Origin of the sequence: Pinibacter soli, from assembly GCF_029961145.1 — a bacterium.
Lineage (GTDB): Bacteria > Bacteroidota > Bacteroidia > Chitinophagales > Chitinophagaceae > Pinibacter > Pinibacter soli.
On record NZ_JASBRG010000007.1, the window covers coordinates 1,997,575 to 2,023,753 of the forward strand.

At 40.7% G+C, this 26,179-nt stretch carries 22 protein-coding genes; 12 read left to right on the top strand and 10 right to left on the bottom strand.

What is annotated here, in order from left to right; genetic code table 11:
• Positions 1–41: 41 nt before the first annotated feature.
• Both QJ048_RS18510 and QJ048_RS18515 read right to left on the bottom strand, forming a co-directional pair.
• Positions 42–1,925, bottom strand: a complete 1,884-nt coding sequence (locus QJ048_RS18510) for an Nramp family divalent metal transporter (RefSeq protein ID WP_282335899.1) — start codon at positions 1,923–1,925, stop codon at positions 42–44.
• Positions 1,915–2,577: a metal-dependent transcriptional regulator gene (locus QJ048_RS18515; RefSeq protein ID WP_282335900.1), complete on the bottom strand. Its 663-nt coding sequence runs from the start codon at positions 2,575–2,577 to the stop codon at positions 1,915–1,917. Before QJ048_RS18515 ends, QJ048_RS18510 begins: the two co-directional genes overlap by 11 nt.
• Positions 2,578–2,863: 286 nt before the next feature.
• Between QJ048_RS18515 and QJ048_RS18520 the strand changes: the two genes are divergently transcribed.
• Complete coding sequence (locus QJ048_RS18520; RefSeq protein ID WP_282335901.1) at positions 2,864–3,826, top strand: hypothetical protein; 963 nt, start codon at positions 2,864–2,866, stop codon at positions 3,824–3,826.
• A 202-nt stretch (positions 3,827–4,028) separates the two neighbouring features.
• Positions 4,029–5,684: an alpha-glucan family phosphorylase gene (gene glgP / locus QJ048_RS18525; RefSeq protein ID WP_282335902.1), complete on the top strand. Its 1,656-nt coding sequence runs from the start codon at positions 4,029–4,031 to the stop codon at positions 5,682–5,684.
• A gap of 153 nt (positions 5,685–5,837) precedes the next feature.
• On the opposite strand, the gene bamJ (QJ048_RS18530) is transcribed toward glgP, so the two are convergent.
• Positions 5,838–6,272 (bottom strand): BamJ family beta-barrel-assembly machinery protein, encoded by a 435-nt coding sequence (gene bamJ, locus QJ048_RS18530; RefSeq protein ID WP_282335903.1) that lies wholly within the window; start codon positions 6,270–6,272, stop codon positions 5,838–5,840.
• A 109-nt stretch (positions 6,273–6,381) separates the two neighbouring features.
• Positions 6,382–7,158: a BamJ family beta-barrel-assembly machinery protein gene (bamJ, locus tag QJ048_RS18535; protein ID WP_282335904.1), complete on the bottom strand. Its 777-nt coding sequence runs from the start codon at positions 7,156–7,158 to the stop codon at positions 6,382–6,384.
• A gap of 173 nt (positions 7,159–7,331) precedes the next feature.
• Here bamJ (QJ048_RS18535) and QJ048_RS18540 point away from each other — a divergent pair, with 173 nt between their 5' ends.
• Together QJ048_RS18540 and QJ048_RS18545 are read left to right on the top strand one after the other, a co-directional pair.
• Positions 7,332–8,069, top strand: coding sequence for a DUF4197 domain-containing protein (locus QJ048_RS18540; RefSeq protein ID WP_282335905.1), 738 nt, complete (start codon positions 7,332–7,334; stop codon positions 8,067–8,069).
• A 182-nt stretch (positions 8,070–8,251) separates the two neighbouring features.
• Positions 8,252–9,334 (top strand): sensor histidine kinase, encoded by a 1,083-nt coding sequence (locus tag QJ048_RS18545; RefSeq protein ID WP_282335906.1) that lies wholly within the window; start codon positions 8,252–8,254, stop codon positions 9,332–9,334.
• Between the two features lie 141 nt (positions 9,335–9,475).
• On the opposite strand, the gene QJ048_RS18550 is transcribed toward QJ048_RS18545, so the two are convergent.
• Positions 9,476–11,362, bottom strand: coding sequence for an ABC-F family ATP-binding cassette domain-containing protein (locus QJ048_RS18550; protein WP_282335907.1), 1,887 nt, complete (start codon positions 11,360–11,362; stop codon positions 9,476–9,478).
• A gap of 121 nt (positions 11,363–11,483) precedes the next feature.
• The gene (locus QJ048_RS18555) at positions 11,484–11,954 is read right to left on the bottom strand and encodes an META domain-containing protein (RefSeq protein WP_282335908.1); all 471 of its coding nucleotides are present in this window, start codon (positions 11,952–11,954) and stop codon (positions 11,484–11,486) included.
• A gap of 73 nt (positions 11,955–12,027) precedes the next feature.
• Here QJ048_RS18555 and QJ048_RS18560 point away from each other — a divergent pair, with 73 nt between their 5' ends.
• The gene (locus QJ048_RS18560) at positions 12,028–12,561 is read left to right on the top strand and encodes a GNAT family N-acetyltransferase (RefSeq protein ID WP_282335909.1); all 534 of its coding nucleotides are present in this window, start codon (positions 12,028–12,030) and stop codon (positions 12,559–12,561) included.
• A 96-nt stretch (positions 12,562–12,657) separates the two neighbouring features.
• On the opposite strand, the gene QJ048_RS18565 is transcribed toward QJ048_RS18560, so the two are convergent.
• Entirely contained in the window at positions 12,658–13,305 is a 648-nt protein-coding gene (locus tag QJ048_RS18565) for a DnaJ domain-containing protein (RefSeq protein WP_282335910.1), read from the bottom strand.
• A 94-nt stretch (positions 13,306–13,399) separates the two neighbouring features.
• On the opposite strand from QJ048_RS18565, the gene QJ048_RS18570 reads away from it, so the two are divergent.
• The 5 genes from QJ048_RS18570 to QJ048_RS18590 all read left to right on the top strand — a co-directional run bounded on the left by QJ048_RS18570 (position 13,400) and on the right by QJ048_RS18590 (position 17,886).
• Complete coding sequence (locus QJ048_RS18570) at positions 13,400–14,524, top strand: DUF4421 domain-containing protein (protein ID WP_282335911.1); 1,125 nt, start codon at positions 13,400–13,402, stop codon at positions 14,522–14,524.
• 230 nt (positions 14,525–14,754) lie between these two features.
• On the top strand, positions 14,755–15,933 hold the full coding sequence (locus QJ048_RS18575) for an acyl-CoA dehydrogenase family protein (protein WP_282335912.1): 1,179 nt from the start codon (positions 14,755–14,757) through the stop codon (positions 15,931–15,933).
• A 192-nt stretch (positions 15,934–16,125) separates the two neighbouring features.
• A complete protein-coding gene (locus QJ048_RS18580; RefSeq protein ID WP_282335913.1) occupies positions 16,126–16,647 on the top strand; it encodes a shikimate kinase in 522 nt (173 codons plus the stop codon).
• An 11-nt stretch (positions 16,648–16,658) separates the two neighbouring features.
• Positions 16,659–17,054, top strand: a complete 396-nt coding sequence (locus QJ048_RS18585) for a DUF423 domain-containing protein (protein WP_282335914.1) — start codon at positions 16,659–16,661, stop codon at positions 17,052–17,054.
• A 184-nt stretch (positions 17,055–17,238) separates the two neighbouring features.
• A complete protein-coding gene (locus QJ048_RS18590; protein ID WP_282335915.1) occupies positions 17,239–17,886 on the top strand; it encodes a Dph6-related ATP pyrophosphatase in 648 nt (215 codons plus the stop codon).
• 85 nt (positions 17,887–17,971) lie between these two features.
• Here the strand turns inward: QJ048_RS18590 and QJ048_RS18595 are convergent, their stop codons facing one another.
• Complete coding sequence (locus QJ048_RS18595) at positions 17,972–19,876, bottom strand: sensor histidine kinase (protein WP_282335916.1); 1,905 nt, start codon at positions 19,874–19,876, stop codon at positions 17,972–17,974.
• A 354-nt stretch (positions 19,877–20,230) separates the two neighbouring features.
• On the opposite strand from QJ048_RS18595, the gene QJ048_RS18600 reads away from it, so the two are divergent.
• Both QJ048_RS18600 and lolA1 read left to right on the top strand, forming a co-directional pair.
• Complete coding sequence (locus tag QJ048_RS18600) at positions 20,231–22,909, top strand: FtsK/SpoIIIE family DNA translocase (protein WP_282335917.1); 2,679 nt, start codon at positions 20,231–20,233, stop codon at positions 22,907–22,909.
• Positions 22,910–23,017: 108 nt separating this feature from the next.
• Complete coding sequence (gene lolA1 / locus QJ048_RS18605; RefSeq protein WP_282335918.1) at positions 23,018–23,671, top strand: outer membrane lipoprotein periplasmic chaperone LolA1; 654 nt, start codon at positions 23,018–23,020, stop codon at positions 23,669–23,671.
• Positions 23,672–23,911: 240 nt separating this feature from the next.
• On the opposite strand, the gene prfH is transcribed toward lolA1, so the two are convergent.
• A complete protein-coding gene (gene prfH / locus QJ048_RS18610) occupies positions 23,912–24,529 on the bottom strand; it encodes a peptide chain release factor H (protein ID WP_282335919.1) in 618 nt (205 codons plus the stop codon).
• Positions 24,530–24,589: 60 nt separating this feature from the next.
• Entirely contained in the window at positions 24,590–25,999 is a 1,410-nt protein-coding gene (locus tag QJ048_RS18615; protein WP_282335921.1) for an RtcB family protein, read from the bottom strand.
• Positions 26,000–26,179: the final 180 nt, after the last annotated feature.

Below are 26,179 nucleotides of genomic sequence, written 5' to 3' on the forward strand. Positions count from 1 at the left end.
GCTCTATTAATTTTTAATTATTAATTTCTAGAGACTTATACCTAAACATTGATCAACAACACCGGTATCTTCAGTTCATGCCTCACATTGTTAATCGTTTCGCCGTAAAGCCAGTCTTTAAAGCCTGTGTGGCCGTGGGCACCCATGACAAGCAGGTCGGCGGACTGTTCTTTTACAATGCGAACAATTTCTTTGGTGCGTCTTTCAAACCCGAGTTGTGCTATGGCATTAAATCCATTTTCTCTTATTTGAGCAGCATACAGGTCGAGTTGCTCCTGGTCGGTTAGGCTTTCATAGTCGGCACTGCCCTCCCCCAGCATTTGGGCAGAAACACTTTCCACCACGTGAATCAATATGAAAGTTGTACTCGGATTGCCTTGTGCCATGGCAAACGACAATATTTTTGAGTCATTTGCACCAAAGTCCAATGCCACGGCAATTCTTTTAAAAGCCGGCACATCGACTTTTTTGAAGCCCGTGTTTTGCGCGTGGATAGTTATTGGTTTTTCCATGCGGCGGCGAATAAAAGGGAACAATAAAACCGTTGCCAACAAAGAGACCAACACTACCAGACCCGCGATTACAAAGAAGTTGGAAACAGTATTGTGACTGTTCTGCAAATACTCAATGGATTGCTCGAACACCATTTTAAGATTCAAAGCAAGCAAAATACTCGTCACTATCCACGATAATATTTTCACATAAAGTGGAATGACAAACACGCCCATTTTTTCTTTATCACTCACAAAATGAATTAAAGGAATAATAGCAAATCCTAATTGAATGCTTAATATAACCTGGCTAAAAACTAAGAGGTCATCCAGCTCATTTTCTCCATAAATCAAAATTACAACCACTGCCGGGATAATCGCCAAAAGCCTTGTGATTACACGCCTCAGCCATGGGTTTATACGCAATCGCAAATATCCTTCCATTACGATCTGCCCCGCGAGTGTACCGGTAACTGTGGAGCTTTGACCTGCGGCGATCAGTGCAACTGCAAACAAAACCGGAGCGAGTGAAGTACCCAGCATTGGTTCCAACATTCTGTGCGCATCTTTAATCTCAGCCACATCTGTTCGTCCAGTTTTGAAGAACACAGCAGCGGCTAAAATGAGTATCGCGGCATTTACAAAAAACGCAAGATTAAGAGCTATTGCGCTATCGAAAATATTGAACCTAATCGCCCTTCGAATGCTCGTTTCATCCCGTTGGATTTTTCTCGTTTGTACCAGGGCAGAATGCAGGTAAAGATTATGCGGCATCACCGTTGCTCCGATTATACCGATGGAAATATACAACGCTTCGCTGTTTGGTATCGTGGGAACAAAGCCTCCTGCGATGTCATGAAGATTTGGCTGCGCAAAAATTATTTCTATTAAAAAAGAAATACCAATGATGGCGATAAGCATCACAATGAAGGCTTCCATTTTCCGCATACCCAACCTCTGCAAAATGAGCAACAGAAAAGTATCCAATACTGTAATCAATACGCCCAACAAAATAGGAATGCCGGTAAGCAAATGCAAACCAATCGCCATTCCTAGTACCTCCGCAAGATCGGTAGCTGCAATGGCAATTTCTGCCAGTATGTACAAAATGAGATTAATGCTTTTGGGATATGCCTCCCTGTTAGCCTGTGCAAGGTCGCGACGGCGCACAATGCCCAGCCTGGCAGCGAGGCTTTGCAACAACAATGCCATCAGGTTGCTCATGAGCAATACCCAGATCAGTTTGTAACCAAATTTGCTACCACCCTGCAAATCGGTCGCCCAGTTTCCCGGATCCATATAGCCAACGCTTACGAGATAAGCGGGTCCAATAAAAGCAGCCAGTCTTTTCCAACGTTTTTTAGGTTGTGTAGTGTCTATAGATTCATGCACATCAAGTAATGAAACATGTTGATTGTTGCTGTTATTCCTCATCTTTGACTAGTAAATTTTTCGCTAAGAATTGGCTGATAATGAACGGTGCAGCATTGCGCATTTTTATTTCAAGCGAGTTATCAAAACTGAATTTCTTTTTTACTTCCAGCTTCGAACCAATTTTGATATTGGTCCGCTGCAAAAGCTCCATCAATTCCGGCGTCTGGTTGCCGATGCCGGTAATTTCCATTGGTTTATTTAACTCAATGGAGTCCAATGATATTTGTTGCAACACGGGCATTTTACCGTTCGCATCCGGGATTGGGTCACCGTGCGGATCTTTTCTTGGATTACCAAGAAAATCATCCAGCCTGTCTATTAATTTTTTGCTGCTGATATGCTCGAGCTCTTCTGCTATTTCATGCACTTCTTCCCATCCGAACTGCAATTTTTCCACCAGGAAATATTCCCAGAGACGGTGCTTTCTTATAATAAGCAAAGCGATCTTTTTCCCTTCTGCAGTTAAACGAACGCCTTTGTACCGCTCATACTGCAAAATCTTTTGCTCCTTAAGCTTTTTAAGCATGTCCGTTACCGAAGCTGGCTTTGTTTGCAAGGCATTTGCCAATGCATTTGTGGAAACACTCTCATTCGATTTTTGTAAGTGAAAAATGGCCTTTATGTAGTTCTCTTTACTGGAGGAGTATTTCATTTTTTAAAATTCTCTAAAAATAAATTTAGGTAAATCTAAATTTTTTAGATGAGATAACCAAACCTATGGAAAATGCCTTGGGTGCGTCACTGGGGTGTTTTATTTGTTTCCCGATATTTCTCGAATTAATTTAAAATTGAAACGTTGTGCAGAAAGAATTTTCAAATTCCCATATTTTCAAATTTTCAAATAGGGCATAGTTTTGAAATCGCCAGCCCAAAAGCTTGTTTGTTAATGCATACATAACAACAAAATGGTTACTTTAGCCCCCAGAACAAGTCCTAATATGAAGAATTCACTGTACGTTGTACTTATCTGCCTCGTTGGTCTTTTTGCCAATTGTAAATCGAAAAAGACCAAAGTGGTGGAAGGAGAAAAGGTGGAAATAGCTGATTTTCTTGGTCTTTACGAAGAGGCAAAACTGCCCTTAACTATCGCTGATAGTGTATTTCAGCAAAAAAACGCTGACACTATTCCTTTCAGCATTTTCATACAATTTGTACCGGATTCTGTCATCGCTCCTGTTTTTCACAAATCCAAACCTTTATTCATACCGCTTTCGAAAGTCACGGTGAAAAGTGGTGAAACCTATTTGTTTAGCAAAGCAATTACTGCAACCAAAAAAGTGGTGTATGTTACCGTTTTCAACGAAAAGAAAAAGTTTGCAGCTGCCAAGCCTTTGATCGTTGCGGATAATGACAAAGCCACGTCTGCATACGCTACAATGGATACAAAATATACGCTAACCACTTTCAGCCAGCAGAGCCAGCCCGACAAAGAAGCTTTGTACAAAAGAGACGTTTTTATTTACAATGGCGCGGGAGGATTTACGTTAATCCTAACAGAGTCCAACGGAATGGCAAAGAAAATAGAAGAAATATTCAACCCGATCGATACGCTTCCTGCTAAACACAAACTGGCGGGAGATTACGTTCAAAATAAAAAGAATTTCATTTCCTTCCGCGATGGACGCAATGCTTCGCGTATGTTGTTCTTTGTGCACTTTGAAAAAGACGACGGCACCTGCAAAGGTGAGCTGAAAGGCGAAGCAAAAATTGTTACCGATAAACTTATTCGCTTTAGCGAAACCGGCAGTCCATGTGTGATAGATTTTGCTTTTTCGGGTAAAAATGTTAGCATGAGAGAAGTTGGCGGCTGCGGCTCTTACCGGGATATAAAATGTTTTTTTGAAGGCTCATTCACGAAAAGGGTAATTCCTGTGAAAAAAGCGTTAAAAGGAAAGAGATAAAAGAATCATAAAATAGTGAACAACTAAATATTCATGACTAAACTCAAATGCTTGCCGGGTGTTATCATGTTTCATAAGCGTAGCATTGGTGATCTTTGTTGCACGACCTACCACTCACGCTTCACTATTGACCGATAACCTTTGGCTCAATTTTAGGATATCTTGCCATAATGTATGAATCGAAAAACAAAAATTAATTCAAATGGATTTTAGAAATTACAAGGTTCCTTACAGCGGAGATGCAAAGTATTCGAAGAAAGTGGCGTATTTCAGTATGGAGTTTGCCATCCATCAACCCCTAAAAATATACAGTGGTGGTTTGGGATTTCTATCTGGATCGCACATGCGCAGTGCATATGAATTGCAGCAAAACCTTATAGGTATTGGTATTTTGTGGAAATACGGTTATTACGACCAGGGAAGAAATATGGACCAAACCTTGCAGGTAGGCTGGATGGCGAAGGACTACAGCTTCCTGGAAGACACGGGAATTAAGTTTCAGATCACTGTACATGATGCCCCGGTTTGGGTAAAAGCTTTTTACCTGAAACCTGAAACATTCAAGTCTGCACCTATCTTTTTATTAAGTACAGATATTCCTGAAAACGACTACGTTTCACAAACAATCACCCACAGATTATACGATGCGAATGTTGCTACCAAAGTGGCGCAGTTCATATTGCTTGGCGTTGGTGGCGCAAAACTGATCGATGAATTGAATTTCAATCCGGATGTTTATCATCTGAATGAAGCACACGGTATCAGTTCAGCGTTTTATCTCTACAAAAAGTTTGGAAACAATATCGAAGAGGTTCGCAAGAAACTCGTGTTCACCACGCACACACCGGAAGAAGCGGGCAACGAAAAACACGATATTTTCCTTTGCCAGAAAATGAGCTACTTCGGCAACATGAGTGTGGATGAAGTACGTGCGTTGACAGGACTACAAGATAACTTCTTTGACCACTCGCTTGTAGCGCTTCGCTTTGCACGCCTTGCAAACGGCGTTTCCAAATTGCACGGAGAAGTAGCAAGGGCAATGTGGAAAAAGTATCCCGGCGTTTGTCCGATCATTTCCATCACCAATTCTCAAAATGGAAAATACTGGGCCGACAAACATTTGTATGAGGCCAAAAACAACAACGACAGCAATAAATTCGACGAGAGAAAAACTTACCTGAAGAAAAGAACATTTGATATTGTTGCCGATCAAACCGGAAAACTTTTTGATCCGAATGTATTTACAATCGTTTGGTCGCGCAGGTTTGCGGGTTATAAAAGAGCTGATCTGATCACAAGAAAACTGGAATGGTTCAATGAACTAACCAGCAACACGCAATATCCGGTACAAATCATCTGGGCGGGGAAACCATATCCAATGGATTATCCTGCGATTAATGATTTTAATCATCTTGTAAATCTTAGCAGAGGTTATAAAAATGTTGCGGTGCTGATAGGCTATGAATTGTTCCTGTCAAAAAGATTGAAACAAGGTGCAGATTTGTGGCTAAACAATCCACGCGTACCACGTGAAGCATCCGGTACAAGTGGCATGACAGCTGCGATGAATGGCGCCGTAAACTTCAGCACCAACGATGGCTGGATCCCGGAATTTGAAAAAGATGGCATCAACTCGTTTGTAGTGCCTCCCGCAGATTTAAACACATCCGTCTACGAGCAGGATGAGCACGACCTTGTAGCATTGTACGACATTCTAAAAAATAAAATTCTCCCAACTTACTACAACAACCGCGACGCGTGGAAACAAATTGTTTACAACGGAATGGAAGATGTTATGAATGGCTTTGAATCGAACAGAATGGCAGACGAGTATTATGAGTTGCTTTATAATAATTGAGAATTGAAAGTTGAAAATGGAGAAATAAGAGTTCGCATAAAAAAAGCAGCCTTCAAATAATTTGAAGGCTGCTTTTTTTATGCGAAACTGAATCTGTTATGTTTAATCGTGAAAGTTTCCTCAACCATTTTCAACTTTCAATTTTCAATTTCCCTACATCACCTCTATCAGTTCCACATCAAAAATCAACGTAGAGCCCGGCCCGATTTGCGGACTTACTTGTTGATCACCGTAAGCAAGATCAGAAGGAATGAACAGTTTCCATTTGCTGCCTGCAGGCATTAGTTGCAATGCCTCTACCCAACCTTTGATTACTCCGCTTACAGGGAAATCAATTGACCGGCCGCGCTGCACAGAACTGTCGAATATTGTTCCATCGATTAGCGTGCCGTGATAGTGACATCTTACTTTATTTCTAAGACCAGGTTTAGCACCTGTGCCTTCTACAATTACCTGGTATTGCAAACCACTTGGCAGTTCCACAACACCTTCTTTCTTTTTGTTTTCTGCAAGGAAAGCCGCACCAGCAGCCTTATTTGCAGCCAATTTTTCTGCTTTCATTTTTTGTAATTGATCTGAGATACCCATGGTGGAAAATTAAGAATTAACAATTAAGAATTAAGAATGGCTCGCAAACGATGTATAAAGCATCACATAGCTTACCACTCAAAACTTATTACTCACAACTCATTATCTTTTACTGCTTTGGCATTGTTGAATCCGCTGCTGGAGCTGGTTCTTCTTTTTCGATAGAAAGTAATTCTACATCAAAGATCAATGTTGAACCTGCACCAATTTTTTGACCAGCGTCTCTGTCGCCGTAAGCCAGATCAGAAGGAATGAACAGTTTCCATTTGCTTCCTACAGGCATTAACTGCAATGCTTCCACCCAACCTTTGATCACACCTCCTACAGGAAAATCAACCGGCTGACCACGCTCTACTGAACTATCGAAAACAGTTCCGTCGATTAGTGTACCATGGTAATGACATTTTACTTTATCGCTGACTGACGGCTTAGGGCCAGTGCCTTGCGTAATAATTTGATATTGCAATCCACTTGGCAATGTTACCACGCCTGGCTTTTTGCTGTTTGCAGAAAGAAAAGCAGCACCTGCGGCTTTATTTGCTTCGGCTTTTTTAGATCTTATTTTTTGCATGTACATGCCAACCGCCATATTCATCTGATCTTCTGTTAACGCAGGTTTTCCGGCCAAAGCATCCGCCATACCTTTTTGAACACATGTTGTATTGATATTATCGATGCCTTGTTGTTTATAGAATTGTGCCACGTTTAATCCAATGGCATAACTCACAGAATCAAGCGCATTTTTCATCACTACCGTGCTTTTCGCCGCAGGTTTTGCAGCCGTTGATTTTGCAGCTGGCTTTGCAGGCGTCTTTGCTTTCTGCTGTTGTGCCATCGCACTTCCGACAAGAGACGCTGAAATTAATACTAAGAACACTTTTTTCATCTGTATATTAATGTTGAAGGGCAAAAATATCGTAAAATAATAATACCGGACGCAGGTTTTACGTTTTCAAAACGTCATATATTGGTGACCCGTTTTTAGACTAAACTTTTCGTATTAATTACGGTCTATAAATCCGGCTTGTGATACCAATTATTTAAAAAACAAATTCCAACATGAAAAAACTTGTCCTGTTAACCGCCCTGTCTTTTAGCTACAACCTCATTTTTGCTCAAACAAGCGGACTAAATGGCTTATTAAAAAAAGCGAGCTCAACAGTTTCGGGAACCAATAACACCTCCGGTTCTTCCCTTTCTACCGATCAAATTGTTCAGGGATTGAAGGAAGCGTTGAATGTGGGCGCTCAAAACAGCACTTCAAAACTTTCCGCTGCGGACGGTTTTTTTAAAGACGCTGCGGTAAAAATCCTGATGCCAGAAGAAGCGAAAAAAGTAGAATCCACGCTGCGTTCTATGGGAATGGGTAAATTGGTGGACGACGCGATCCTCAGTGTGAACCGTGCCGCTGAAGATGCGTCAAAAACAGCTGCCCCTATTTTCCTGAATGCTGTCAAAGGTATGAGTGTGAAAGATGCATTGGGCGTTTTGCAAGGCGCTGATACCGCAGCAACATCTTATTTGCGTAAAACCACCAATAGCGATCTTACAAGTTCTTTTAAACCGGTTATTGAGCAATCCCTACAAAAAACAAACGCTACCAAATACTGGAGCGAGGTTTTCTCAGCTTACAATAAAGTATCTTTTAAGAAGGTAGATCCTGATTTAACTAACTATGTAACCACCAAAGCATTAAATGGCATTTTTTACTATGTGGGAGAAGAAGAAAAGAAAATCCGCACAAACCCTACTGCCCAGATTACTGATATCTTAAAGCAAGTTTTCGGAAGAAAATAAAAAACTACACATATCATTTAAACTCATATTATGCAGCGCAGTTGTGCTGCATTTCTTTTTCATAGATTGGCATGCTTTTTTGGGGTTGAATGGTGACCCGATACAAATATTATAGTTTTTTTGTGTTTGGGTAGTTCTTATCTTTGAATAAATCCTTTACCAAAAGAGGCTCCAGAATACTTATGAATTTGAACCAGCCATTAAAAGACCAATCGTCCTCTCATTTGTCTGTTGTGAAGACAGATGGTGAATTTGAGGACATGGTTAATAAGGCGCCGGTTGGTGTATGCAAGATGTCGTTTGACGGCACACTTTTGTACGTAAATGAAAAACTTGCCCGGTTCCTCGATCTCACTCCGGCCGATGCAATAGGCAGAAATTACCTTGAGTTTTATAAAAGCGAAACAAATACAGGCTACAACTACTGGCAGGATCTGATGCGCTCAGGCAATCTTCCTTATTATCATGGCTGGGTAGATCTTACTTCAAAGAACAACGGAATCGTTCCTTGTCACGTTAACATGCAACACATTAAGGATGAAGAAGGAAATGCACAATACTTCCTTTGTATTTTTGACCGTTTTCAAGAAGAGCAGATTATGCAGCAACATTTATATGAGGAAAGAATATCTTACCAGCAAAGCATTGCAACTACGATATTAAAAGCACAGGAAAAAGAAAGAGCTTTTCTGGCGGAAGAACTGCATGATAACATCAATCAGCTTCTTGCAACCACTAAATTATATATCGACTCCGCAAAATCTGCAAAACCGGATCAGCTTCATGAACTGCTGGAAAGAAGCTCCATACACGTGGTGCAGGTGATCAACGAATTAAGAAACCTTTCCAAAAGACTCACTCCGCCGTCGACTGAAAATACAAGCCTCGTAAACAATATTATTAATCTCTTCGAGGATACTGAAAAATTATCAGGTATTGCGGTAGAGATCGTTCATACTGACTTTGATGAAACCCATTTGAGCAGGGAGAAAAAACTGATGATCTATAGAATTTTACAGGAGCAATTCAATAACATTTTGAAACATGCAGACTGTACAAAAATATCTGTCATCATCAGAAATAAAGGACTTATGGTTGAATTGATCGTGGAAGACAACGGAAAGGGATTCAATACAAATGCCTCCTACCAGAATGGTCTTGGCCTAAAAAATATTCGCAACCGTGTGGATCTTTATGACGGCCGCTGCAGTGTGTATTCTGCACCGGGAAAAGGTTGTAGAGTGCATATAGAGTTTGAAGCGTAAAATGAGGAATTTCAATTAATAATTAATAGGTGTAGCACCATACTAAAAGCGTAGCTTCTTTTTGCGTTCTAGAAATTAAGAGGGCGGTATTCAATGATGAATGCCGCCCTCTTAACTTTTAATTATTAATTATTAATTCGCTTAGCCTGCCAGTTCACTTAATTCCAGCCATCTAAACTCTTTGTCTTCAATCCACTGTGTAATGACGCCTATTCTTTCAGAAAGTTTTTGCAGTTCTTCGAAAGGAACGGAAGAGTCACCCAACTTTTCTGTTATTGTTTGCTTTTCTTTTTCCAGTGCAGCAATTTCTTTTTCCAGCATCTCAAACTCACGCTTTTCATTAAAGCTTAGTTTCTTTTTTGCAGGACTTGCCTGAGGTTTAACGGCTTCTGCAATAGCTGCAACGACAGTGGTTTTAACCTCCTCTTCTTTGTCTTTATCTTTTTCCCAAATTCTGTATTGGGTATAGTTGCCGGGGAAATCTCTTATTTCACCGCCCCCTTCAAATACAAACAAGTGATCCACCAAACGATCCATGAAGTACCGGTCGTGACTCACGATCACAATACAACCACCAAACTCACTTAAGAAGTTTTCCAGTACACCCAATGTTTGTAAATCAAGATCATTCGTAGGCTCATCCAATATGAGGAAGTTTGGATTGCGAAACAAAATGGATAACAAATGCAATCTTCTTTTTTCTCCACCACTTAGCTTAGAGATATAAGTGTATTGTTGTTCCGGTGGAAATAAAAACAAATTCAAAAACTGCGATGCACTTAACGATCCGCCTGAAGCCAACGGAAAACTCTCGGCAATATTTTTTACATACTCAATCACACGCACGTCTTCCTTCACTATTAATCCCTGTTGAGAATAGTTGCCAAACACAACAGTATCACCAATGTTCACCTTGCCGCTATCCGGTTGCTCTATGCCTTGAAGAATATTGAGAAAGGTGGATTTACCAACACCATTTTTTCCAACAATTCCTATGCGATCGCCTTTTTTAAATGTATAGTCAAACCCTTTCAGGATCGTTTTTTCACCATAAGCCTTGTTCAATTTTTTCAGCTCGGCGATCTTCCCCCCCAGCCTGCTCATTTTCATTTGCAGTTGCAACTGGCTGTCTTCCATTTTTTGTTTAGCCTTTGCCTCTACTTCATAAAAATTATCCTGGCGGCTTTTAGATTTTGTTGTACGGGCCTTTGGTTGCTTGCGCATCCATTCCAGTTCTTTCCTGTAAAGGTTTTTCGCTTTGTCTATGCTTGCAGATTCGCTTTCAATGCGGGCCGCTTTTTTCTCCAGGAAATTTTCATAATCGCCTTTGTACACGTAAAGGCTGCTTGTGTCAAGCTCCCAGATTTCTTCGCACACCGCATCGAGAAAATAACGATCGTGCGTAACCATCAGTAATGTTACTTTTTCCTGGTTCAGATAATGCTCCAACCACTCTACCATCGCCACGTCGAGGTGGTTGGTAGGCTCATCCATTATCAGTAAAACGTGTTTATGTTCAAAGCCAATGTCTATAAGCGTTTTAGCCAATGCCACTCTTTTACGCTGGCCTCCTGATAAAGTATTTACCTTTTGATTGAGATGATGAATATTGAGTTTGCCGAAAATCTGCTTCACTTTAGAATCAAAATCCCATGCACCGAGATCATCCATTTTCACAATGGCGTCATTCAATGCAGTTACATCATCTTGCTCGCTCGCAGTTTCGTAAGCTGCGATGGCCTGAATAACCGGATGATTATGGTGAAATATATTTTCGCGAACAGTTGCCTCTTCTATAAAAGACGGCTCTTGGTCAAAAAGTGCAACTGTAATGTCTTTGTTGATCCAAACCGTTCCAGCATCAGCAGTTTCCCTGGAGGAAAGTATTTTTAACAGGGTAGATTTCCCCGTTCCGTTCTTTGCGACCAACGCTATTTTGTCACCTTCTTCTATATGAAAGGAAATGTCATGAAACAATGGTTTTACACCGTAAGATTTGCTCAAACCTTCTACTGATACATAATGCATGGCGCAAAGGTATGGAAAGGAAAGGATTGAATAACTGAATGACTGAATAACTGAGTGTTCAAATGCTGGAAACAAGATTGAACCTAATTCTCAGTTATTCAGTCATTCAGATACTCAGCTATTAATTCGCTCCTGCCTCAAACTCCGCCAACACGCTTTCGCCGCTTTTCAACTGCATTTTTTTTCCTGAGATTGAGTAAGTATCTGCTTTATAAATCGCCTTTGAAAATGCATCTTCGAGCTCCATTAGCGGTGATGGGCACATCATTTTGGTAACAGCCGCAGGGCCAATTTTGATAGTATTGCCGCTGGCAACAAAGCTGCCTGTCATGCGGTTGCAGCCGGCTGTGCCGCTGAATTTTGAACCAGCTGAATCGAATCTGATAAAAGCTTCTTTCTGCACACTAACGATGTCCTGATTAAACCCATCAACTTTAAGCAATTTCCAGTACGTATTATTTAAAGGTTGATTACTTTCCATTACAGTAGTGGTAGCCTTTTTAGAGTTGCAGGCAATTATGAGGGTTAGTAGTGCTATAAACAGCAATGCAATAATTGCCAGTATTAATTCAAATGACCATAACTTTTTCATAATAAATCATTTAAAGATTCAAACAAAAGAATGATGCCATTGTAAATAGATTTACATAAAAATATTTGGTTGCATGGAGTTAATCAGAATATTTTCCACAGGCGACGAACATTGGCCAGACGTGGTTGATCTTTACACCAGATCGTTTCCGGAAAGGGAAAGGAGAAATATCAACACTCTAGAAATAGTGCTGACCGACAGATATTTTCATGCTGTAAAGTTCGTTATTAATAATGGATTTGCCGCCTTAATGTTTTATTGGCAACTGAATGATCTTGTGTTTCTGGAACACTTTGCAGTAACGGAAAATAACAGGGGAAAAAGTTACGGAAAACAAATGATGGCATGGTTGCTAAAGCTTCCGGCAACCTACTTTCTACTGGAAGTTGAGCACCCATTTGATGATAATTCACAAAGGCGAATTGCATTTTATGAACGCCTTGGTTTTTCTACAAATCACTATGAATATTTTCAACCATCTTATCGGGAAACCGACGATCCTCTTCCGTTGTTGCTAATGTCGCAACCGGCAATTGATAGCTTGGATACGTTTCAACTACTCACCAGAGAATTACATGAAGTGGTTTATGATCGGTTTCTGTTGTGAACAAAATCAGCTAAAAAGATCAGCTAAAATCTGCTCAATCTGCGTCATCTGCGTTCCAAACTGCTTCCTGTGATGCAGGGCGAATGCGAGTCGCCCCTACTGGCTCAATTCATAAATGATCACGCAAATAAACATGATGATTATAATCAAAATAGGCAGTTTATATCTTTCCCAAAGTGCTTCCTGTTTTTTCCTTTTCATGAAGGCAGTAATTCTTTCTGACGATTGGGCGCTTTTCGATTGAATTCCTGAAAGCCTATTAGCAACATCTTTTGCAAAAATTAATGGCAATGGCTGGGCACTGTTAAGTATCGCTTCAATAATTTTTTCGTTTATGGACATGTCTCCAAAACGATCCAGCATATGAATGGCAGAAGGTGAAAGCAGTTTTACGATGTGCGCATGTAGACCCGGCTTATCCATTCTGAAAAAATCCAGTGAACGAACATAGGTCTCCAATTGTTTACATTCTTCTGAAAAGTGAACTGGTGTAAGAGTCGCATTAGCTTCAAATTTTTGGGCCGTGACAGTATTGTAAAAACGTTTTTGCGTATACACCCGGCGCTCATGCGGTTTGCTTAAAACACTGTAGGCTTCCTGCAATTCTTTAAAAAATGCCTCAGCATATTTATCCCCGACGTTTTTATCGGGATGGAAACGCATTGCCAGCACACGGTACGCTTTTTTAATATCTACTGGCGATGCATTAACAGGAATGTTGAGTGTTTTATAATAATCTTTCACAAACCAAGAGAATTTGATTAGGTGAAATTAGGTTTTATAAAATCAAAAAAAATCCGGATAAGCGAAATAATTGAAGAAATAAAATGATCTTTAAATGATGAAACATAACATAAAGCATGTGATACTTAGCCTATTGACCACGGCCCTTGCTTTATATTGTGCTGCGCAGAACGTACCCCGGGAAATACCCAAGCTTGAACGTTTACGAGCCACTTACGATTCGTCGTATTATCATTCATTTATCCAGGACATTGTGGCCCGATTTTATTTTTCCCAAAAATTTACCAACCCTACCATTAAAGGGATCGAACGGTCGGATAAGTTGCGTTATGTACCCAATACTACTTTAAATATGGGGATTGGCGCCACGTACAAGCCGATAACGATCAACCTTGGTTATGGTTTCAGTTTTTTAAACCAGGATAAAGAGAAAGGAAAAACAAAATATCTTGATCTGCAATCACACCTTTACGTTCGTAAATGGGCGTTTGATTTTCTCGGACAGTTTTACACGGGGTATTATCTTATGCAAAAGGATAACAAAAACCAGGAGCAGGGGCCATATTACATACGCCCGGATATGCATGTTACTGTTATCGGTTTGGCAGCATACAAAATATTTAACTATAAAAAGTTTTCTTACCGGGCAGCATTGGTACAGAATGAGTACCAGCAAAAATCCGCAGGAACACTTCTTGTCGGTGCGGAAGCCTATTATGGTTCGCATACAGCGGACAGCGCTTTTGTTCCAATGTCGATGGCTGAAAAATTCAATCAGAAAAATATTAACCAGGTACGCTTTTTTGAATTTGGTCCCGGTGTGGGCTATGCATACACGCTGGTAGTTGCCAAACACATTTTTGCAACAGCATCGCTTACATTTAATCCAAAAATTTCATTTGCTACCGAACGCGCCATGTACGAAGATAATGCCAGTATGCACGTAAGCATTGTACCTGGCTTTTTTGCCCGGGCAGCAATCGGTTACAATTCCGATTTCTGGAACGCCAGCCTTTCATTTGTGGGCAACAGACTCATAACAAAAGGTTCTTCGTCCTCTGATCACTACATATACAATACAGGAAACCTGCGCTTAACATTTGCACACCGTATTGTTCCAGGGCCTAAGTTGAGAAAGAAGCTGAATCAGTTTGATCACCGTTTCACAAAAAACATTCCGATACCAGTAGATGCGATGCAGCCGCAGAAACCTGAATAAATTGAAAGTTGAAAATTGAAAATGATGAAGGAAACAGAACGCAGATTTTTATGATTGTCACGATTTGATATGTTATTGAAAAAAAATCGTTGTGAATCATCAAAATCATGATAATCTGCGTTCTTTATCATTTTCAATTTTCAACTTTCAATTTTCAATTACTAAAAAACTAACAACCGTTAACCACCAATTTTTTTTCACTACATTAGCATATAACAAAAGCCGATGCTATGGCCAATGATCTGTTTCAATCTCCCGACTATTTTTTATTAGATGAGCTGTTTACAGAAGAACATAAACTTATCAGAGCCAGTGTTAGAGAATATGTTAAAAAAAGCATTTCACCAATTATAGAAGAGTGCGCTCAAAAGGCAGAATTTCCCCAACAGATTGTAAAGGAAATGGGCGAACTGGGATGCTTTGGACCAACTATTCCAACTGAATATGGAGGCGGCGGTCTTGACTACATAAGTTACGGCTTGATGATGCAAGAGCTGGAACGTGGTGACAGTGGCGTACGAAGTACAGCATCTGTGCAGGGTTCGCTGGTAATGTTTCCCATTTATGAATATGGCAGTGAAGAGCAACGTAAAAAATATTTACCCAAACTGGCAAGTGGTGAATGGCTCGGTTGCTTTGGTTTAACAGAACCTGATCACGGCAGCGATCCCAGTAGCATGATCACCAACATTAAAGACAAAGGCGACTATATATTGCTGAATGGAAGTAAAATGTGGATAAGCAATGCGCCTTTTGCGCAGGTAGCTGTAGTGTGGGCAAAAGATGAAAACGGCGATATATGTGGAGTGATTGTAGAGCGTGGAATGGAAGGATTTTCTACACCCACTACACATGGCAAGTGGAGCCTGCGTGCATCTGCAACTGGCGAACTTGTTTTCGACAACGTGAAAGTGCCTAAGGAAAATATATTGCCAAAAGTAAAAGGATTGAAGGGCCCGCTGAGCTGCTTAACCAAAGCCCGTTATGGTATTGCCTGGGGCGCTTTGGGTGTGGCGATGGATTGTTACGATACTGCATTACGCTATAGCAAAGAACGCACTCAATTTGACAGGCCCATTGGTGCATTTCAATTGCAGCAAAAAAAGCTTGCTGAAATGATCACCGAAATCACCAAAGCACAGTTGCTTAACTGGCGACTTGGCACATTAATGAATGACAAGCGTGCTACTCCAGCGCAGGTAAGTATGGCAAAGAGAAACTCTTGCGAAGTTGCCCAACAAGCCGCGAAAGACGCACGCCAAATGCTCGGCGGCATGGGCATTACCGGCGAATACTCCATTATGCGCCACATGATGAACATTGAAAGCGTGATCACCTATGAAGGGACTCACGACATTCATTTGCTGATCACAGGAATGGATGTGACGGGGTTTAATGCGTTTAAATAATTGAAAGTTGAAAATTGAAAATGAGACATAACGCAGATTGTCATGATTTTGATGATTTGAATGATCTTTCAAAATAATCATATCAAGTCGTGACAATCATGAAAATCTGCGTTCTATTTTCTTCATCATTTTCAACTTTCAACTTTCAATTTTCAATTAAAGACTACTTTTGTCTTTCCAAACAAACTAATCATGCGCATCTTTCTTATCGGTTTTATGGGTTCGGGAAAAACGCACTGGGGAAAATTACTTTCGCAGAAAACAGGCGCGCCTTTTTTCGATCTTGATAAAGTAATCGTGGATGATGAAGGTAAATCCATTGCCCAGATCTTTCAGGAAAAAGGCGAGGAATACTTTCGATACAAAGAGAAAGAAGTGATGGAACAAATCGTAGAAGAGCACGAAAACATTATTCTCTCTTGTGGCGGCGGCACACCATGCTTTTTCAACAATATAGATTTCATGAAAGATAGCGGCACTGTGATCTGGCTGAATACATGTATTGATACTTTGGTGGAACGATTGCTGAAAGAAAAAAATCATCGCCCCCTCATCAAAGACATTGCAGATAAAAACCTGAAGGCTTTCATTCTTAAAAAATTGCAAGATAGAAGATTGTATTACGAACAAGCTAATATCATTGCTGCTGAAGAGTCTCTTACCATCGACTCTTTATCTGACCTTATACGGGACCGGAAAACAAAACAACCATAATTCAACATAACGTGAATAGAAAAATATTACTCACTGCTGCCATCCTTGGCGCATTGTCCGTTGCCCTTGGAGCATTTGGTGCGCATGGCTTGAAACAATTGGTTCCTCCGGAAACCGTTGCCACATTTGAAACAGGTGTTCGTTATCAATTCTATCACACATTCGCATTGTTGTTTGTCGGCATTCTGTTCGAAAGATTTGCCAGCAAACAACTTGGCCTCGCAGCAAGTTTTTTTGTAACCGGCATCATTCTATTCAGCGGTTCATTGTATTTACTCACTGCCCTGAAAGCCACAAACACTGTGGGTTTGAGTGGCATTGGCATTGTAACGCCGATTGGTGGCGTGTTTCTTATACTCGGATGGCTGATGCTTTTTTTCGCGTTGCGAAAAAGAATTAATAATTAATAATTAACAATTAATAGGTGCGGCTGCGAAACTGTTTTCATTCATGCTCTCTCAGCAAGTCATTCTAAACCCAAGCCTGTATTCAATTACAGAGCTACACTCATTAATTATTCTTTATTAATTGTTAACTAGTAATTAAAATCTTCAGTCTGAAAAACCTATTAATTCTTAATTATTAATTACAATGCTCGGCACATCCTGGTCCGGCGGTAAAGACAGTTGTTTCGCACTTATGCAAATGGTGCAGCAAGGTTACACGCCAAAGGTTTTGATCAATATGATGAATGAGAATGGAAAGATTTCCAGGTCTCATGCGTTGCCTCACTCATTGCTGCAACAGCAGGCTGATGCAATGAATTTACCACTGCTTACAAAGCCTTCCAGTTGGGAAGAATATGAAGTGCATTTTGTAAACACGTTGCTGGAGGCCAAAGAAAAATATCGGATCAATGCAATGGTTTTCGGCGACATTGATTTGCAACCACATCGTGACTGGGAGGAAAAAGTTTGTGCAAAAGCAGGACTGCAAGCCTTTTTACCGCTTTGGCAAAAAAACCGCAAGGAGCTTGTTTTGCAAATGCTACAGCAAGGCATTGAGACAATGATCGTTTCCTGCAACAATACGTTGGGCGAGCCTTTCTTAGGTAAAATTATCACCACACAATTAGTAACAGAACTCGAAGCAAAAGGAATAGATGCCTGTGGTGAAAACGGAGAGTTTCACACATTGGTAATCAATTGTCCGTTATATAGCAACCCGTTGCAATTACCAGAGTTTTCGACTGTGATGCATGGGGATTATTGGTTTGTGCAATGGAGAGAGCATAACTGAATAACTGATCAACTGAACGTCGAATTTCATTTCCCAACTACAGTCTTCAACCATGCAGTTATTCAATTACTCAGTTATTCAGTTATTAAATCGCCAGCGACAATACCGTCACGGTACCACCATCCTCGTAAATTTCGAAATGGCCGTCGATGCTTTCCATTCTCTTCCGCATGTTTATAATACCGTTACCGAACTGACGTATTTCTTCTTTTTTCAAACCAACGCCATTGTCCTTAAGCGTAAGTATCAACACATCACCGACATCCATTGTAATCACAACCTGAGTGGCTTCGGCGTGCTTTACCGTATTGTTCAATGTTTCCTTGACACAAAGAAAAATATTGCGCCTTTTCTCACCACTCAATTCTATGCCGGGTATAACAGGAGGATATTTAAAAAAACAATCAATGCTGGTATTTTCTAAAAATTCCAACGCATATGATCGTATGTAGGCAGCAAGATTATCGATACTGTCATTTGAACTTTTCATTGTCCAGATGATGGTATTCATTTTGTTGATCAGGTCATTTGCAGAGCTCGAAATTCTTCCAACTTCCGGCAATGCATCGCCCTTCATTTTCGCTTTTACCAATTCACTCAGGAGTCGTATCGCAGTTACACCGGAACCCAGCTCATCGTGCATATCGGCGGAAATACGATTGCGTTCCTGCTGCTGCGCTTCGATGATGGCAATTTGTTTTTCCAACTGGTTCCGTTCATGAGCTAACAACAAACGTTCCTTTTCCGTTGCGGAGGCAATGATATCCTGCCTGTTTTTAAATGCAAGAGCAATCAGGAAAAAGATCAATTCGCAAACAACTCCCATTTCATAATAAAACAAAGAATCGTTCAGCAAAGGATCCACCCTGCTGCCAAAACGTTTATCAGAGCTGATAAGATATAAAGAGAACAGAACCGAGACCAGCAGCAGAAAATGTCCCATCGCGATAAGACTCAGCAGTTGTTGCTTTTTAATGATCGCAAAAACGATAAAGCATGCCGCAGTGATCGACCAGCTGTACTTTATAATCATTTCCACCTGGTTAAGACCAATAAAGCTATCGGTGAAAAAATAGAGATAACTGAAAACAAGAATGCCCACAACTGTAAAAACCTGGTCGGCCAGTAATATCTTTTCTATCACCGGGTACTTCTCTTTCGATTCAGTAAATTTTCTCAGAAAGAAAAGGAAAAAATAAAAGCTTGTACTCTGAATGACAAAATCAAAATAGCTCTCAAAAAAATAGTTGAAAGCCGATGGCCATCGAAATAAATAAGCTTTGAAAAAAAACAGGATGGAAAGAAATAAAGCATGCCCGCAATACAAAATGAATTCTTTGCTGGAATTTAGAAAATAAACAGCCAGCGAATAAAAGATCATCATCAGCAATACGCCGGCTGTTATATAGGTAATAACCTGGTTGAGTTTATTTGTATTGCGTAATGAAGTAAGCAAAATAGGAACAAAGTAGGGCTGAATAATCCTTGGTTCCAGTGCATTTACCGTTGCTCTTATAAACTTCATCTTCACAACGATAGTAGCCTTTTCATTGGCCTGCATCGTAAAATCAACCACGCCCTGGTATTGATTTTTCAATGGGCTGCCACTCACAATTGTTTGGATAGTTGTGTCACCATCAATTTGCTTGTACAGATCAATTTCATCCATAAAAAAACCCGGCAGAAAATAATAATGTCCGGCCGAATCCATATCGTTCGCCACATGAAACTTGAAATAGAAATCTTTGTTTACATCCCTTGGTGGAATTTTCATTCTGTAGAGAGAAGGGATCGTGTCCAGGAACTTAAGTCGCAATACTTCCTGAGGGGTATAACCAATCTCATCGCCCATATAAAACTTGGTTTCCTTCCAAATTCTGTGCGCCGCTCGTATTGATGGTCCGCTAATAGTAGAATCGCTCGTTTGCGCAAGCGACACGAAAGAGCAAAGAATGAAAAAAGATAAAAACAGCGGGCGTATTCGTTCCATCAGGTTAAAGGTGTAAGGTAAGTTTCTGGAAAAAACTGCGTCAGGGCTCAAGTAAAATTCACCATTAGCCAGGTAAGCCATAACATAGCAGGGAAAGTACAATTTCTTTTCGTGGTTTTACTAATCTACACCTATTATTTGTGATGAAATACAGGCTATTTAGTAACATTTTCGTAATTTTTGACAATAATCAATAGTATAACACAATTAAAGAATGGATTATTTTACAGAAACCCGGGTACATATTGTCGATGATATCAAGGAACATTTTGCATAAATTTTATCGTTTATATGCGTCTCTAAATTTATAAACAGAGCTATTCATAAGATTTTCTTATACTTATCTTTGCCACCATGGCCAACAAGTTGAAATCGAAAAAAAAGGAAGTACCCAGCCCAGACAAACTAGAACCCGAAAAAGAGGTGCAGGTTGAGGTAAAAGAATTGGTGAAAGATGAACGAACCCACAAAATTGCCGGGTCCGTATTATTATTACTCGCAGTTTTCCTTTTTGTTGCCTTTACATCCTATTTATTTACGTGGAAAGAGGACCAGGACAAAGTTTTTAAAAACGGGGCGCATGTCCTTTTCGCTGACGATATAAAAGTATCTAACCTACTTGGAAGGCTTGGCGCTTTCATTTCCCATTTCTTTTTTTATAAAGGTTTTGGCCTTGCTTCTTATCTTATTTGCTCACTGTTTTTTGTTTTCGGAGCCAATTTCTTATTTGGGAAAAAGCTGTTTTCTCCGGCGCGCAACATTAAATACATTATCACCGGCCTTGTTTATTTCAGCATTGCACTTGGCTTTGTGAGCAGCAATGCCAGCTTTCCATGGGGCGGCGCCGTTGGCGAAATGATGAGCGACTGGCTGGTAAAATTTATCGGCAACTTTGGAACCGCTTTTATTCTGCTCGTGGGCGGTTTGGCATATTTCATTTGGCGCTTCAACCCGGTGTTCACGGTACCCAAGATACCTAAGATGCCCGAAAGAAAACCGAAGCCGCAAAAAGTTACAGAACCTGTTCCTGAAGCTGCAGCCATTGGCAACATGAACGTAGAAGAAGATGAAGATGCAGATGATGCCAAATTATATGTGGAAGAACATTTTGTAGAAAGCAAAGGCAACAACCTTAAGGGCGAACATGGCACCATAGTAATTCCTCCTGCAGAACAGGATGAAGCTTCAAAACATCAGCTGGAACTAGTAGAGAGAATGGAAGAAACCGGCCCGGCTTTAGAAATAAATGACCTCTATAAAAACAAAAGATTTGTTGAAGAAGAGGAAGACACAGATGAATTTGCTGAGGAAGAAGAAGATGGCGAAGAAATTGAGATGGAATATGAAGAAAGTGAAGAGGAAGAAGAGGAGATAGAAGCGCCACCTGTCTTTATTCAAAAAGAAACGCCGAAACCTCCATTAGTTAACACTGTTCCCGACACAAGCGGACTGGAACTGGAAATAAAATCGGTTGTACCGGAAGAAGATGAAATAGACATTCCAACGCTTCCTAAAAAGACGGAGGACCTTCCTCCGTACGATCCTGTTCTTGATCTGCGTGATTATAAATATCCTTCGCTTGACTTGCTGGAAACACATGGCAGTGAAAAGATCATACAGGATCCTAATGAACTGGAAACAAACAAAAACCAGATCATTAATACTCTGAAGAACTACGACATCACGATTCAGAAAATTAGTGCAACTGTAGGGCCTACTGTTACTCTATATGAAATTGTACCGGCAGCGGGTATCCGTATTTCGCGTATTAAAAACCTTGAGGACGATATTGCTTTGAGCCTTGCTGCGCTTGGTATTCGTATCATTGCGCCGATCCCGGGTAAAGGAACAATTGGTATCGAGGTCCCTAATGTGAAGAAGACCGTTGTGAGTATGAAGACGTTGTTGTCATCCGACAAATTTCAGAACAACGCTTTCTCTCTGCCCATTGCGATTGGTAAAAAAATCGACAACGAAAACTTTATTGTTGACCTCGCTGCCATGCCACACTTGCTGATGGCTGGAGCTACTGGGCAGGGTAAATCGGTCGGTTTGAATGCTATCCTAGTTTCTCTTTTATATAAGAAACATCCATCACAATTAAAGTTTGTATTGGTGGATCCTAAAAAAGTAGAGCTTAGCATTTACCGTTCTATCGAAAGGCATTTCCTCGCCAAACTTCCTAATGAAGAAGAAGCGATTATTACCGATACTAAAAAAGTAATCAATACACTAAATGCATTGTGTATTGAAATGGATAACCGCTACGATCTGCTGAAAGAGGCGGGTACAAGAAACATTAAAGAGTACAACGAAAAATTCACCAAGCGCAAACTGAATCCGCAAAAGGGCCATCAATATCTGCCGTTCATTGTGTTGGTAATCGATGAGTTTGCCGACCTGATCATGACTGCAGGCAAAGAGGTGGAGATGCCCATTGCGCGTCTTGCACAGCTTGCCCGTGCGGTGGGTATTCACCTGATCGTTGCAACACAAAGACCTTCGGTAAATATTATCACCGGTACCATTAAGGCTAACTTCCCGGCTCGTATCGCATTTAAAGTTTCTTCCAAAATTGACTCCCGAACCATCCTTGATGCCGGTGGCGCAGAGCAGTTGATCGGTAAAGGAGATATGCTTATCAGTTACAATGGTGAGCTAACCCGCTTGCAGTGTGCCTTTGTAGACACACCTGAGGTAGAGAACATAAATGAGTTTATCGGCGATCAGCGTGGTTATCCCGAGGCATTCCTTTTGCCGGAGTACGTGGATGAGAAAGATATGGATGCAAAGGATTTTGACCTTGGCGATAGGGACAAATTGTTTGACGAAGCAGCGATGCTTATTGTTCAAAACCAGGTTGGTTCAACTTCTCTTATCCAGCGCCGTATGAAATTAGGTTATAACCGTGCCGGCAGATTGATGGATCAGCTTGAAGCAGCAGGCGTAGTAGGACCTAACCAAGGCAGCAAGGCGAGAGAGGTTTTGATTAAAACAGAAGCAGATCTAAGAGAACTCTTAGGCTCTATTTAAGGTTAAATTTTTGTTGAATATTTTCCTCATTTAAACCCGTGAAGGCTTTTGCAGGTCTCAGTATCGCGTTTAATAATATATTTGCACAAATTTTTTAAAAACTCTCAAATGAAGAAATATTTAATGGCGCTCGCCTTAGGTATTGGAATTTCAGCAGTAAGTATCGCACAATCCAATGATCCGGCAGCTAAAACGATTTTAGACGGTGTTAGCGCTAAATTTAAAACTTACAAAGCGGTTCAGGCAAATTTCACCTTGTCGATAGAAGATGCAAAAGGAAAAACACAAGGCACTAAAAAAGGAATTTTATACTACAAAGGCTCAAAATACAGGGTAAGCATCCCGGGCGGACAGGAAATTTTCAGCGATGGAAAAACAAACTGGACATACGATAAAGCAGCAAACGAAGTAACCATTTCAAAAGTTGATGCTTCCGGCAACGCACTTACTCCTCAAAAATTATTCACCAACTTTTATGATAAAGATTTTCTTTACAAATTAAACGGTGAGAAAAAAGTAGGCGCGAAAACTGTTCAGGAAATTGAATTGACGCCAACAGATAAAAGCAAACCTTTCTTTAAAATATTGCTTACAGTAGACAAAGCAGCTAAAACCATTGTAAGCACAAAAGTGATGCAGAAAGATGGCAACAAGTTCACCTACTCAGTAAGCAATTTGAATGGTAACGCAACCATCGCTGATTCTCAATTTGTTTTCGATAAAAGCAAATATCCGGGAGTAGAAGAAGTTGATCTTCGATAACCGATCTAGCATATAATTTTAAAAGAGCCACATGCGGCTCTTTTTTTTATTTTACCACAGAGGAAACAGAGATTTTTTTCACAGAGGAAAGGAGGAGTTGAGTTCTACAGAAATACCGGATGAAAAGAGATTGTTTAAATCTCTTCCTTTCTTCTCCTTCACTCTGTGAAAAAAAACTCCTTACCTCCGTGGTAAAAAGAAACACGAAGCGTTTTCCCTTAGTAGTGAATGAGTGCCTCGCTACAAATCGCCTGTTAAAATCTTCACCGCATCTCCCCTTTTCAAGTTTGTGTGCTGACTCCATTGAGCTTCGATATTACTCATCTGTTCATCCATTTGCCATGCTTTTATTTTTAATTGCAAACGTTCTATTGCCAGCTTTTTGTTCTGGTGCTGCGATCTTGTATCACTGGCCATTACACTAATACCCGATGCAATATGCGTTGCACGAACAGCTGTTTCTGTTTTGTTTACATTTTGTCCGCCCGGCCCGGAAGCGCGACAGGTTTTGAATTCCACTTCTTTTGCATCGAACAGTATTTCTTTGGAAGGCGAAAATGATTGCACACTTACAAACCAGTTCTTGCGCTTATGAAATTTTCTGTACGGGCTCTTCCCTATCCATTGAATGGTTCCCTCCCATTCGTTTACAAAGTCTTTCAAATTTTCACCTTGTAACTGCAGCAAAGTTGATTGCAGTGTACCGTTTATCTGACCGTTTGTTTTATCGATTACGATTGCCGATAATGATCTTTCTGTTGCGTCTTTCAGTAAGAGTTGTTGCACTTTCGCAACAACTCTTTCGCATTCCGCGGGACCACGTCCGGATGATATTTGTAGGTAAATTAAATTGTCCATTGTTGTTTATTTATACGATGTCGCTCACTGGCGAACGTTTCTAATTTCTAATTCCTGTTTCTATTCCTTGTTCATGCGAACAATTGCAGGCATGAATTTTCCGTGCACATCCACTAATTCTGTTTGTGCACTCATGATTGTATCGATGTCTTTGTACGCTCCCGGTGCTTCTTCAATGCTGCCGCCAATTAAACAAACCCCATAATCGGCCAGCATTTTCTTCAGCGCAGAGTTTGTAAAAGACTCCTTTGCTTTTTTTCGCGACATCGCACGACCTGCCCCATGTGAAGCGGAATTAAGTGCGGCATCAACGCCTTTCCCGCTTACCAAATAACCAGGCGATGTCATGCTACCGGGAATTATTCCAGCATCTCCTTTGTGTGCAGGCGTTGCACCCTTACGATGTACGATCGCTTCGCGACCATCCTGCAATGTTTCCCTCCATGCAAAGTTGTGATGGTTCTCCACTTTCGCTAAAGCCTGCAGCCCCAAAGCTTTTGCAAGATTGGCATGAATACAATCATGACTTGCTTTTGCATAATCGCCAGCCAATGTCATGCTCATCCAATACTCCTGTCCCGCTTCAGAATTCATATCGAGCCACGCAAGATTTTTTGCTTCAGAAGGAAGTTTGCAAACATCCATTGCAAGCTGTGTATAGTACATTGCGACAGCGGCGCCCAATCCTCTTGAGCCGGAGTGTGACAAAAGTGCCAAATAGTTTCCCGCAGGAAGTTGCAGTATGTTGTTTTCATACAGTTCAATGGCACCAAACTCCACAAAGTGATTACCACTTCCGGAAGTTCCCAATTGCCTCGCCGCCTTTCCCTGCAATGTTCGCAACAACTCTGTTTGTTGAAATATGCTTCTATCAAGCACTTCATGTTCGTTGCGATAGTCGAGACTTCCTTCCATTCCAAAATGTGTATGATCCCTCAAGGCTTCCTTTATTTGATACGCATATCGTTTAACATACTTTTCATTTTCACTAAAAATGCTTAACGACATTCTGCAACCAATGTCTACACCAACTGCATATGGAATTACAGCATTGTTTGTGGCGAGTACCCCGCCTATCGGCAAACCATAGCCGCCATGCGCATCCGGCATTAAAGCGCCTTGCAAAGCAACCGGCAATGCAAGCGCCGTTGCCATTTGTTGTTTCGCATTCGTGTCTATATGCTTACCGCCGTATACTTTCAGAGGTGCAGCATCGTTCTGATGTTTTAGTGCATACACTTGGAATGTTTCATCATCTGGCTCAGGACAAAAATATTCTGCCAGTTTGCTCCATGTTTCATTTTGCAACCACGTTTGTGGTTGCTCTTGTATATTCTTCAACACATTGACCACATCTTCTTTTGTTTCGTGCTTGCAATGTCTTGAAATAATATTGATAGCAAGGCTGCGAGCTACGTCTGTAGTATATCCCATCTTGCTTAGTTCTTTTAATTGTATTACAGTTTTCATTTCTTGTAAAATGATTACCGGATTGCTCCGGCATGAGCTTATTTATTCCTGGCAAAAGGTTAACCTCCTGTTTGCGGAAAGCAAAAAAGCATTAATACACAATCGCGTTGTGTTTATTAAAAATTATTTTCGATTGATTGTGTTGGCGAAAAGAAGTTATGATCCGGAGTATTTTATCGA